The 12,229-nt window shown below is 42.8% G+C and carries 8 protein-coding genes; 4 read left to right on the top strand and 4 right to left on the bottom strand.

The annotated features are described in order from the left end of the window. Positions 1 to 199: 199 nt before the first annotated feature. Together F993_RS18620 and F993_RS18615 are read right to left on the bottom strand one after the other, a co-directional pair. Positions 200 to 2,413, bottom strand: coding sequence for a TonB-dependent receptor family protein (locus tag F993_RS18620; protein WP_004652115.1), 2,214 nt, complete (start codon positions 2,411 to 2,413; stop codon positions 200 to 202). 192 nt (positions 2,414 to 2,605) lie between these two features. Next, positions 2,606 to 3,307 (bottom strand): SIMPL domain-containing protein, encoded by a 702-nt coding sequence (locus tag F993_RS18615; protein ID WP_004652117.1) that lies wholly within the window; start codon positions 3,305 to 3,307, stop codon positions 2,606 to 2,608. 464 nt (positions 3,308 to 3,771) lie between these two features. Here F993_RS18615 and F993_RS18610 point away from each other — a divergent pair, with 464 nt between their 5' ends. Both F993_RS18610 and F993_RS18605 read left to right on the top strand, forming a co-directional pair. Then, a complete protein-coding gene (locus F993_RS18610; protein WP_004652118.1) occupies positions 3,772 to 5,142 on the top strand; it encodes a diaminobutyrate--2-oxoglutarate transaminase in 1,371 nt (456 codons plus the stop codon). A gap of 3 nt (positions 5,143 to 5,145) precedes the next feature. Continuing rightward, positions 5,146 to 6,678, top strand: coding sequence for a pyridoxal phosphate-dependent decarboxylase family protein (locus tag F993_RS18605; RefSeq protein ID WP_004652119.1), 1,533 nt, complete (start codon positions 5,146 to 5,148; stop codon positions 6,676 to 6,678). 87 nt (positions 6,679 to 6,765) lie between these two features. Here F993_RS18605 and F993_RS18600 read toward each other — a convergent pair whose 3' ends face one another. Continuing rightward, positions 6,766 to 7,821, bottom strand: coding sequence for an aromatic ring-hydroxylating oxygenase subunit alpha (locus F993_RS18600; RefSeq protein WP_004652120.1), 1,056 nt, complete (start codon positions 7,819 to 7,821; stop codon positions 6,766 to 6,768). 435 nt (positions 7,822 to 8,256) lie between these two features. Between F993_RS18600 and F993_RS18595 the strand changes: the two genes are divergently transcribed. Next, on the top strand, positions 8,257 to 9,687 hold the full coding sequence (locus F993_RS18595) for an aldehyde dehydrogenase family protein (RefSeq protein WP_004652121.1): 1,431 nt from the start codon (positions 8,257 to 8,259) through the stop codon (positions 9,685 to 9,687). A gap of 72 nt (positions 9,688 to 9,759) precedes the next feature. On the opposite strand, the gene F993_RS18590 is transcribed toward F993_RS18595, so the two are convergent. Beyond that, positions 9,760 to 10,245 (bottom strand): Lrp/AsnC family transcriptional regulator, encoded by a 486-nt coding sequence (locus tag F993_RS18590; protein WP_004652123.1) that lies wholly within the window; start codon positions 10,243 to 10,245, stop codon positions 9,760 to 9,762. Positions 10,246 to 10,380: 135 nt separating this feature from the next. On the opposite strand from F993_RS18590, the gene F993_RS18585 reads away from it, so the two are divergent. Next, entirely contained in the window at positions 10,381 to 12,102 is a 1,722-nt protein-coding gene (locus F993_RS18585) for an alpha-keto acid decarboxylase family protein (RefSeq protein ID WP_004652124.1), read from the top strand. Positions 12,103 to 12,229 lie beyond the last annotated feature (127 nt).

A 12,229-nucleotide genomic window follows, 5' to 3' on the forward strand; every position in this document is an offset into this window, starting at 1 on the left:
ATTATAATTCTCATTTATAGTTATTGTTTAGATAAACTAATTAAAGTTTCACATAATATATATAATTTTTTTTGTTAAGAGGTGGAATGTTGCGGGGTACACTGAATCGAGGTTTTGATTTCATTTAGATTGTGGCTTATCGGTGATATTCGTTGTGAAAGAGATAAAACGCCGAACTTAAAGGTTCGGCGTCTTATATTTAGAAATCATATGATGTTTGCAGGAAGAAGGTGCGCGGCTGTCCTACATATTTACCGCCAGTCGAGTCTGATGAGCGGGTATAGTATTGCTTATCAAACACGTTCTTTATCCCACCCGCGATTTTTAAGCCCTTGAGTTGATTGCTAAAGTCATAGCCTGTGCGTACGGCAAAGGTTGAATAACCCGGGATATCACCCGTGCGACCATCTGCGGTTTCTTGTATTTGATAAACATCACCTGAACCCGGTGCGTGTTGTTTGGACTGCGCAAACATGTCCGCATTCACAGACCATTGATCAACTTGATAGGCTAAACCGAGGTTACCCACATGGCGTGAATAGAAGGGCAAATCTTTGCCTTCAAACTTACCCGCTTCAGATGTTGATTTGGTAAAGGTATAGTTCCCGTAGACCTTGAGACCCTCTAGCGCATCCGCCAGTTGACCGAAATCATAGCTGATGCCTGTTTCAACGCCTTTATGACTGGTTGCACCTAAATCTGTCCAAATCCCTGTGCCGATATTATCTGGACGTTCTAACATCAGTTCTTTATCAAAATCTAAATAAAACACCGTCAACTCAGCACTTAGACCATTGCCTAAATATTTAGTTCCGATTTCATAGTTTTTAGATTTTTCGGGATGTAATCCATCCAGAGTCGTTGCTGCTGTGTTGACTCCGCCGACAGATTTAGTCGTTACGAGTTGGTTGTATTGCTGCGGGCCAAATGAAACCCCAGCATTGGCAAAAATATTCCAGTTGTCATTGGCTTTATACAGCACCGATAGGCTTGGTAAGAACTCTTCTGACTTGATTTTTGGGTAAACTGTATTGGTGGCGACACCATTTTGATAGGCGGTAAAATCGTTATGGGTATCGATGGATTCAAAACGAACCCCAGGCGTAATCACCCAATTCGCGAGGCCAAAACGGTTGTCGATATAAATGGCGTGCGCTTTGGTACCGCCGTCACTGGTGGTATTGGCGATACGTTCACCGGGTGTCCCTATGAGAGAGTTGTAAGAAGCTGTGCGTCCTGAGAACTCAGAACTTTCTTCCTGTAAATAACGGTAACCAACAGTCACTTCATTATCCATACCTGCCCAACTGTAGGCACGTGAATAACGTGGTTCAATCCCAAAATATTTATAATCGCGCGGAGAGTTACTGATACGGCTGGTGCCATTATTGGCAACGGACTCTAAGTCACTGGTACGGAAAGAATCAACGTAATAACCCAGTACTTCAAAGTTATTCAATTCATCTTTATGGCTATATTTCACAGAAACATCGGAACGGCGACCCGCAAAATAGTTGCGGTTTTGATTGGATTGATACGGATTATCTGCAAATTGAGCCGCCGTTAAACCTTCAGGCATTTCTCCTCGACCTTCATAATGATGCAGGTTGACCGCAATCGCATCTTGATCGGTCCATTGGTAGGCGGTTTTCAACATGACATCATCGATATCAATTTTATTATTGGCTTCTCGATAGCCATCACCTTTGCTGCCTGAATAAAGTAAAGCTAGCCCTAAACCATTATCGAGTGTGCCACCAATAAACAGATTCGGTGTGTACTTGAGTTGGTCTGTCCCCGTTGCAAATTCTGTGGTTAAACCGACTGAACCTGAAAATTCTTTGGGGATTGCCCGTGTTGCAAAGTTGATGATGCCACCCACGTTTTGTGGCCCAAAGCGAACGGAACCCGCACCGCGAACCACATCGACCGATTCAATATTACCCATAGAAACTGGGGCTAATGATAATTGTGGCTGGCCATACGGGGCAAAAGAAAGTGGAACGCCATCCATCAACACGGTGGAGCGGGGGGACAAGCGTGAGGTAAGACCGCGTACCCCAATATTTAGAGAAACATCACTGCCACCTGTACCGTTGCTGTCTTGGACTTGTACCCCGGGGATTTGTTTTAAAGCATCACGAATTGAGGTGGTGGCAATCTCATCCAAACGTTTGCGGTCAATAATGCTACGTGCACCTGCATGTTGTTGTACTTTTTCAGCATTGGCATCGTCTAGCCAATTGCCTTGTGCTTGAATTGAAATCGTCGCAAGCGTTTGTGTTTCAGCGGGTTGTGCTTCATCGGCAAAAGCCGCATGAGATATACCACTCAATGAAATGGCAATAGCTAGACTTAAAGAAGAGGGCTGGAATTTAATCAATGGTGTCGCTGTATAGGATGCAATTTTCATATCAGGAGGCGAATGCTATAAATTTCCCGAATCTTAATCAGTTATTGCGCCGAATGAAATAAGAACGATTATCACTTATAACTATAGGATGAGTTAAGTTAATTGTTTTTTTACTCAAGATATTTTTGGCTATTTCAAATAACAAAAAACCGTGCTTAAGCACGGCTTTTTGTTATTGTCAGAGCAGAGTTATTATTTAAATTGGATTGAACCATTGGCACTGACCGTGATTTTTGATTCACCTGCTGCCATATCCTGAGCAGGGGCTGCTTCAGCCATGGCAAACTTGGCCATGCCACCGCGCATCATCGGTTGCGGGAAGTAGTTGCTGGTATTCAGGTTTAAACTGACAAGGTTGTATTGGCCTTTATTCCATGCTTGGGTGATGGCTTGCGCACGTTGCTGGAAATTCTTCGATGCTTCAATCATCAGTTCATTTTCAACTTTTTTACGCTGTTCATCCGACACGGTAAAGTTAATCGATTGGGTCTGGAAGCTTTGTTGTAATTCGCTGATCAACTGGCTTGCGGCTTTAAAGTCTTTACTTTCCAGCTGGATTTCCGCGCGGGCACGCCATTCTTTCAATTTATTGCTGTCATTGTCATATACAGGATAGGTACTTTGTGCGCCTGTTTCGACTTTGACCTGTGAATATTTACGCGCAATTGCTTGTGCTTGATTCATCAGTTGGTTGATTTGATTTGAGAGTTCTGCAGGCTGTTTATTGCTTTTCTCAACATAAAGCACGGCACGCATTTCATCATTGGCAACCTGACGTGATGCATCCGCTTGGATATTCACAATGTTGTAGTTCAAGTTTTCATTCTCGTGAGCAAAAAGGCTTGGGCTGAATGCTGCCCCGATCATTAATGTAGCAAGTGCTAAAGTACGCATAAAAATGTCCTTAGAATTTGATATCGAAAATTTATTTTTACCAGTTCGATATTAAAAAGAACTGATGTCGAACTTCTGCATATTTTGTGGTGACTTTGTAAGAGATTAGCAGTGTTTTGCAACAAGAAAATAAAACAAAAAATATTTAAAATCAGATTATTAAGTGGAGTAATTTGACCATTTATCTAAAAACGCAGGCGGGATTAAAAAAAGCTTACTTTCTTTAGCTTGTCACATAGTATGATGATAATCCATCATAGTTATTGGAATGAAATATTTTTTCAATAATTTAGATGCATGTAAGACACAAAAAGTGTTTATTTTATTTCAAAATTAGGTATCATCTCGCTCCTAGTTGAAAGATATAAACAAGTGTCTGCACTAGATTCTAAAAAGCACCGAGTCAAACGACCGCAAGTCACCAGACTTATTTCTTTTACCCATATCAGAGATGGTAATTCGATATGAGCGTTACTTCCGTAAATCCTGCCGCTAATGCAACTAACGAATATTATCTGACTCGCCAAAGTCAGATGGAATCGAATGTTCGTAGTTATCCACGTAAATTACCGTTAGCGATAGCAAAAGCACAAGGCTGTTGGGTTACTGATGTTGAAGGTACAGAGTACCTTGATTGTTTAGCTGGGGCAGGAACATTGGCTTTGGGCCATAATCATCCTGCGGTGATTCAAAGTATTCAAGACACATTGGCAAGCGGTTTGCCATTGCATACTTTAGACTTAACGACTCCTTTAAAAGATGCGTTTACTGAAGCGCTTTTGGCTTATTTGCCAGGCGGTCAAGAAGAATATTGCCTACAATTCTGTGGTCCATCTGGTGCAGATGGTACAGAAGCAGCGATTAAATTAGCGAAAACTTATACGGGCCGTAGCACAGTGATTAGTTTCTCTGGTGGCTACCATGGTATGACGCACGGCGCGCTTGCAATGACAGGTAACCTGTCAGCGAAGAACGCGGTGAATGGCTTAATGCCGGGCGTGCAATTTATGCCATACCCACATGAATATCGTTGCCCACTTGGTTTAGGTGGGGAAGCAGGTGTTGACGCTTTAACGTATTTCTTTGAAAACTTCATTGAAGATGTTGAAAGTGGTGTAACCAAGCCTGCAGCTGTGATCCTTGAAGCGATTCAAGGTGAAGGTGGTGTTGTTACTGCGCCAGTAAAATGGTTGCAAAAAATCCGTGAAGTGACTGAAAAGCACAACATCGTTTTAATCTTGGACGAAGTTCAAGCTGGTTTTGCACGTTCAGGTAAAATGTTTGCCTTTGAACATGCTGGAATCGAGCCTGATGTTGTGGTGATGTCTAAAGCGGTAGGTGGTAGTTTACCACTTGCAGTATTGGGTATTAAACGTAAGTTTGATGCTTGGCAGCCTGCGGGCCACACGGGTACTTTCCGTGGTAACCAACTTGCGATGGGTACAGGTTTAGCATCACTTCAAGTGATCAAAGAACAAAACCTTGCTCAAAATGCGCAAGAGCGTGGTGATTTCTTACAAGCAGAGTTCAAGAAACTTGCTCAAGAATTCCCATGTATTGGTAACGTACGTGGTCGTGGTTTGATGATCGGTGTTGAGATCGTTGACGAGCGTAAACCTGCGGATCATATGGGTTCATTACCTGCTGATGCTCAATTGGCTGCTGCAATCCAGACGGCTTGTTTCAACAATAAATTATTGCTTGAAAAAGGCGGCCGTAACGGTACAGTAATTCGTTTACTTTGCCCGTTGATTATCAATCAAGAAGAGTGCGTAGAGGCGGTTGCTCGCTTCAAGAAAGCTGTTGCTGAAGCATTAAAAGCAGTACGAGGCTAATTCATGGTTGATTTTGCAGAACATCGTAAAGCGTTACTCTGCAATGATGCTCAATCTATTGCTGACTATCAGTCAGCAATGGGCGAGGCGGTAACTGCCGTTTCAGCATGGTTGCAAAATGATAAAATGTACACTGGCGGTAGCATTAAAGATTTGCGTGAAGCAATCTCTTTTGCACCTTCAAAACAAGGTTTAGGTGTACAGCAATCATTACAACGTATGGTTGAGCTTTTCCTCAACAAAAGCTTAAAAGTACATCATCCACATTCACTTGCACACTTACACTGCCCAACCATGGTGATGAGCCAGATTGCGGAAGTGTTGATCAATGCAACCAACCAATCGATGGATTCATGGGATCAAAGCCCAGCGGGTTCTTTGATGGAAGTTCAACTCATTGATTGGCTTCGTCAAAAAGTGGGTTATGGTGCAGGTCAAGCTGGTGTGTTCACGTCTGGTGGTACACAATCAAACTTGATGGGTGTATTGCTGGCACGTGACTGGTGTATCTCGAAAAACTGGAAAGACGAAAATGGCAAGCCATGGTCGGTCCAGCGTGATGGTATTCCAGCAGAAGCAATGAAAAACGTCAAAGTCATCTGTTCTGAAAATGCACATTTTTCTGTGCAAAAGAACATGGCGATGATGGGTATGGGCTTCCAGTCTGTTGTCACTGTTCCTGTGAATGAAAATGCACAGATGGATGTTGATGCACTCGAAAAAACCATGGCGCATCTTCAGTCTGAAGGCAAAATCGTGGCCTGTGTTGTTGCAACAGCGGGTACGACAGATGCTGGTGCGATTGATCCACTCAAGAAAATCCGTGAAATTACCACGAAATTTGGTTCATGGATGCATATTGATGCAGCTTGGGGCGGTGCACTGATTCTTTCAAATGACCATCGTGCAATGTTGGATGGAATTGAATTATCAGACTCAATCACGCTTGATTTCCATAAGCATTATTTCCAAAGCATTAGTTGTGGCGCTTTCTTGTTGAAAGACGAAGCAAACTATCGCTTTATGCATTATGAAGCAGAATATTTAAACTCTGCTTATGACGAAGAACACGGTGTACCTAACCTTGTGTCTAAATCATTACAAACGACACGTCGTTTTGATGCCTTGAAATTATGGATGACGGTTGAAGCATTAGGCGAAGAGCTTTATGGTTCGATGATTGATCATGGTGTGAAGTTAACACGTGAAGTTGCAGATTATATTAAAGCAACAGCGGGTCTTGAATTGTTGGTTGAACCACAATTCGCTTCAGTCCTGTTCCGTGTGGTACCAGAAGCTTATCCTGCTGAATTTATCGATAGCTTAAACCAAAACGTGGCAGATGAATTGTTTGCTCGTGGTGAAGCGAATATTGGTGTAACCAAAGTGGGTAATGTTCAATCATTGAAGATGACCACTTTAAGCCCAGTTGCAACGCTTGAAAACGTTCAAAACTTGCTTGCACTTGTGTTGGCAGAAGCTGATCGTATTAAAGATGCAATTGCTGCAGGAACTTATGTTCCAGCGATTGATTAATTTCAATCTGGCGCATCCATCAAAATAAAAAAGAGGTCTGAATAGACCTCTTTTTTATTGCGTCTTGGAACTGAATGTATGAGTCAGCTAGGCCGCAAAAATAGCATTGAATCCCATTTTTCTTAAAAGTCGACGATACATACTTGAGCTACGGTCTGCTGGAAAATGCGCTTCCATCGATAAATCTAGAGGGAGATATTCAGGTTTCTGGGTTTCAACAATCAGTCGATCTTCTTCAAAAATTTGTAAATTGAATGCATAAGCATCCTCAACAGGTAAATCTTTATCATAATTACGGCAGATTGGTGCAAACAGGCGAGTTTGTCGTGCGCTTACAGGAGAGGCCGCATTCATGATCACCTGTTTACTTTGATTCGGAAAATGAATGGTCAGTGTGGCAGTAAAAGGCAGACTGATTTCAAAATGTCTGAGCCAGTTAAAATTATCTTGCCCACGTTGTGCTGTCCCGATCGGATAGCGTCCGACACTGCTGATATAATCTGCATCAAAGCCATAACTGGTTTCAGTGGTTACATAGTCTGGCACTTCAACATCATCAGGATCACCAAAGGTATCAGGATGTACCCAAGCAAAATGTGCGACATCAATAAACCCTTCCAGTTGCCGACCGGCAAAGCAATTTAAATCAACATATGGGCATACCAGTTGTTGGTAGTCTGAATCTTCCCAGTAGGGCATCTCAGGAATAACAGGGTTATCATCAGGGCGAGCTGCTAAGCAACACCAGACCAGCCCATACTTTTCAGTGGCAGTATAGGTTTTCAAATGAAAGCGCTCTGAGATTTTATGCTGCGGATGTGCGGGAATCCGATTGCATTTGCCGGCATGTCCAAAGCGTAATCCGTGATAGCGACACACAATGCCTTGCCCGTCATGGCGGCCTAAGCTAAGAGGAACCCCACGATGTGGGCAAACATCTTTTGCAACAATCAGTTCATCTCCCATTTTGTAAATAACCAATGGCATATCCAGCAACATGGCTGCTGTTGGTTGCTCTGAAATATCACGGGCGAGTGCAATCGGATACCAGTGCTGAGCAAGTAGCTGCCAATCATGCTCTGAAAAGGTCATGTGTACAGGTAAATCCGTATGCTTAAACGTTGTAATCACTTTGCTATTCATCTTCTTATCTTCTGGCTCATTGGTATTGAATATAGCGAAGCCAGCTGTTCTAAGAAATTTCAATTAATTGAATGAAGTGTTATAAGTTTTAGAACATAGAAGCCAAACTGGAATTTTTAATGTGGTTCCTGAAGCTAAGATGGCATTGTATAAGGGTGCGCATTTGGCTTGCTGCTCTTATGCATTCTGTCCAGCGTCTCTACGATGGTTTTTTATGATGCCAAGGTAGAAAATTGTCACTGTTCTGCACAAACTGTGCATCTTTAATCTAAATCAGAAATAATTATGCATAAACTGTGATGCACAAATTCCATATTGTAGTGATAGATGCTCAATATTTTGATGGATAGATGTCATCACTTTTGCACTTGGGACCTAGAGCTGAGGTCGGATCAGGCAAAACATCATGATTACAATGAATAGAAGGAACAAGGCATGCAACATTTGAATATGCAAAACCAATTTAAACTCATTATTAACGGTCAATCTTGTCTCGGTGAAGCAGGTGAACTTGAGATTATCAATCCTGCAACAGCTGCTGTTGCAGCGCAATGTGCACAGGCGTCGATTGCACAGGTCAATCAAGCAATTGAGGCAGCAAAGCAAGCTTTTAAATCTTGGCAACACAGTTCTCATGAGGAACGCAAAAGCATACTGAATAAGATTGCGGATGGGATTGAACAACATGCCGAAACTTTGGCAGAGTTGATTGTCCTTGAGCAAGGCAAACCCTTGGCATTGGCACAAATGGAAGTGCAGGGTGCGATTGGCTGGACACGTTATACTGCAAGTTTAGACATGCCAGTTGATATTATTGAAGACAGTGAACAGAAACGAATTGAACGTCATTATCAGCCCTTAGGTGTGGTGGCTTCGATTACGCCGTGGAACTGGCCGTTGATGATTGCGGTGTGGCATATCATGCCTGCCTTGCGTGCGGGCAATGTGGTGATTAATAAACCATCTGAATTTACCCCCTTAGCGACGTTAAAACTCTGTGAAATTATTCAACAAGAAGTACCTGCGGGTGTGATCTCAATCTTGCTGGGTAAGGGCGACGTTGGTGAGGCGTTATCGAGCCACCCTGATATCGCCAAGGTGGTTTTTACAGGTTCGACCAAGACGGGTCAGCATATTATGTCAGGTGCGGTAAAAACCTTAAAACACCTGACCCTAGAGCTGGGTGGCAATGATGCGGGGATTGTTTTACCTGATGCCGATCTTGATCAAATAGCCAAGCGAATTTTTAACGTGGCATTTTTAAATGCTGGGCAGACCTGTGCTGCTTTAAAACGTTTATATGTGCACGAAAGCCAATATGACGCGCTAGCACAAAAACTGGCTGATATTGCCAATGCCCAAAATGTTGGAGATGGCATGGCTGCAGAGACTACCTTTGGACCTGTGCAAAATCAGCTGCAATATCAAAAAGTAAAAGCTTTAATTGCCGATGCGCTTGAGCAAGGTGCCAAGGCGCTGTCGGGTGATCAGACGATGCCTGAGCAAGGCTATTTTATTGCACCAACGATTTTAACTGGACTGGATGAAAGCTGCCGAGTGGTACAAGAGGAGCAGTTTGGCCCCGTGTTACCGATTCTAAAATATCGTGATATTGATGATGCAATTGCACGGGCCAATGCCAGTGAATTTGGATTAGGTGGTTCAATCTGGTCTTCTGATTTAAAAGCTGCACAGTTCTACGCTTCACAACTACAATGCGGCACTGCATGGGTGAATACCCATGCAGAGATTGTTCCACATGCACCGTTTGGTGGCTGGAAAATGTCGGGTGTGGGTGCTGAGTTTGGTATGGAAGGTTTGCTGGAAAATACAGTAGGACAAACTGTGCATATCAATAAAATTTAAACTTTCATATTTTTAAGGCGGATCTAATATCCGCCTTTTTGTTTTTATGCATGGTGCTGCTTAAAACGGGGTCTAAGTGGCTGGATGATAGCTGTGGCCCTTGGATTTGCTGAGGAAGTGATTCTGTTCTTTGATTTTTTTTAACACAATGTATGATTTTATATGGCCAATAAAACCATAAGACAGTAGTCGCTCTGTCACGAATTGGGACAGCTGTTCCAGATTTTCTGCGACGACTTTTAAAATAAAATCAGCATCGCCGCTAATTGAAAAAGCATCTTGAATATTATCCTCAGCTTCAATTAAGTCCTGAAAGGCCTGTTGTGACTTAGCCTCGTGAATACGTAAGTTAATGTGGATCATCGCGGTAACCTCCAAGCCTAAAGCTTGTTGGTGGATGCGGGCGGCATAACCTAAGATCACGCCTTTTTGCTCCAGTAACTGTCGTCTTCTGGAACATTGTGATGCCGATAAACCGATTAAATCTCCAACTTCCTGATTGGTGAGCCGTCCATTCTTTTGTAGGGCCTGAATGATTTGCCAGTCGAACTTATCCATTGCATAAAATCCTTTTATGATACACAAATATTGTATTTTTATTAAAATGCGTTTTTATTATGCACGAAATTTAACAGGTAGATGAAATATTATTTTTCTATGGAATAAAAAATTGACTTGAAAGGATGTAGAGCAATGTTCATAGAAATCGGTGATTTTTTAAATCTTCGTCTAAAACAAATGGGTATCCAACATCTGTTTGGTGTACCTGGTGATTTTAATCTTTCTTATCTCGAACAAGTTGAGGCAGATGCCCAACTCGAATTTATTGGTAATTGTAATGAATTAAATGCGGCGTATGCTGCTGACGGTTATGCACGCATCAACGGTTTTGCTGCTTTGACAACGACCTATGGGGTCGGTGATTTAAGTGCGATTAATGGCATTGCAGGTGCTTATGCTGAGAATGTACCAGTGGTGCATATTTCAGGGATTCCGCCTTTACATGTGGTGCAGAAAGGAACTCTGGTTCATCACACTCTGGTAGATGGTAACTACGACAACATCATGAACTGCATGAAAGAGTTCACTGTTGCACAGACCCGTCTAACCCCAGCCAATGCCGCCTCTGAAATTGACCGTGTGTTACGTCAATGTTTCCTTGAACGTCGACCTGTACATATCCAGTTGGCATCGGATATTACTCACGTCAAAATTGAAGTGACAGATCGTTCACTCGATTTATCTTATCCAAGGGTTGAGCCTGAGCTGTTACAAAGCGCAGTCACCAAACTGTGTGAGGTGATTGCGCAAGCTAAGCGACCAGCGTTGCTGATTGATAATGAAGCCTCTGTTTTTGGGATTACCTCACTACTGGATGATTTATCCAAAAAATGCTCGATTCCTTTTGCCAGTATGCTGACCGCTAAAAATATTATGGATGAGGGTTCACCGCGTTATGTGGGAACCTATGTCGGTGGCGCAAGCCAAGCGCATGTGCGTCAGACCATTGAGCAGTCTGATTGCTTGATGGGCATCGGGGTGCGTTTTACTGATGTCGGAACTGGGGTGTTTACCCATCAAATTGCCACTAAAAATTACATTGAAATCAAACCTTATGGTTTGACGATTTTTGGACAGGATTTCCCCGGCATCGAAATTGGACAACTTCTGGTGGAGCTGAATAAGAAGGTTGCACCACGGAAGTTAAGCCAGCCGATGTTGGAGCAGCATGCACAACAGATACTCGAGGTGCCTGAGCAGCAAAAGCTGAGTCAGGATGTTTTGTGGCGTTATATTGCGGGCTTTCTTAAAGATGATGATGTGATTATCGGTGAAGTCGGGACTTCTAACTCAGCCTTGGCGGGGTTAAAGCTACCAGCAACAGCAAAATATATTGCTCAACCACTCTGGGGTTCGATTGGTTATACCTTGCCAGCATTACTCGGTAGTTTGTTGGCTGCACCTGAACGCCGTCAAATCCTATTTATTGGTGATGGTTCATTCCAGCTCACCGTACAGGAGCTTTCGACCATTATCCGTCATGGCCTGAAACCGATTATTTTCTTACTCAATAATGGTGGCTATACCATTGAACGTCTGATCATGGGTGAGAACGCTGCTTATAACGATGTTCAGGACTGGAAATATTGTGAGATTCCACATGTTTTTAACGGTAGCCAAGACTATAAAAGCTGCGTGGTAGAAACCGCAGGGCAGTTAAAGCAGGTTTTGGAGAATATGCATCAGTTCGACGGAATGACCTTTATTGAACTTAAACTCCCAGCCATGGATGCACCATCCAGTTTGAAAAAATTTGCGTCAGTGATTGCACGCTTTGATTATGGCGATCGAGGCTATGAAATCTTAAAACAACGTTCCCAAGCATTACCCAGTAAAAAAGCAATTTCCTTCTGATCAGAAGGCAATTGGAAAATCTTCAAATTCATAAATTGATACGAGAGCGAATCAGATTCGGAGCTTCATGCTGAGCTTCGAATCATACGCTGTATAAAAAGGTGTACAGGATGTGACACACACATTG

This window comes from Acinetobacter proteolyticus, assembly GCF_000367945.1.
GTDB lineage: Bacteria > Pseudomonadota > Gammaproteobacteria > Pseudomonadales > Moraxellaceae > Acinetobacter > Acinetobacter proteolyticus.

What these genes read in the sequence shown, in the direction of transcription:
- F993_RS18615 (WP_004652117.1), bottom strand. Translation starts at nt 3,307, where the DNA reads ATGCGTACTTTAGCACTTGCTACATTAATGATCGGGGCAGCATTCAGC.
- F993_RS18595 (WP_004652121.1), top strand. Translation starts at nt 8,257, where the DNA reads ATGCAACATTTGAATATGCAAAACCAATTTAAACTCATTATTAACGGT.
- F993_RS18610 (WP_004652118.1), top strand. Translation starts at nt 3,772, where the DNA reads ATGAGCGTTACTTCCGTAAATCCTGCCGCTAATGCAACTAACGAATAT.
- F993_RS18585 (WP_004652124.1), top strand. Translation starts at nt 10,381, where the DNA reads ATGTTCATAGAAATCGGTGATTTTTTAAATCTTCGTCTAAAACAAATG.
- F993_RS18605 (WP_004652119.1), top strand. Translation starts at nt 5,146, where the DNA reads ATGGTTGATTTTGCAGAACATCGTAAAGCGTTACTCTGCAATGATGCT.
- F993_RS18620 (WP_004652115.1), bottom strand. Translation starts at nt 2,413, where the DNA reads ATGAAAATTGCATCCTATACAGCGACACCATTGATTAAATTCCAGCCC.
- F993_RS18600 (WP_004652120.1), bottom strand. Translation starts at nt 7,821, where the DNA reads ATGAATAGCAAAGTGATTACAACGTTTAAGCATACGGATTTACCTGTA.
- F993_RS18590 (WP_004652123.1), bottom strand. Translation starts at nt 10,245, where the DNA reads ATGGATAAGTTCGACTGGCAAATCATTCAGGCCCTACAAAAGAATGGA.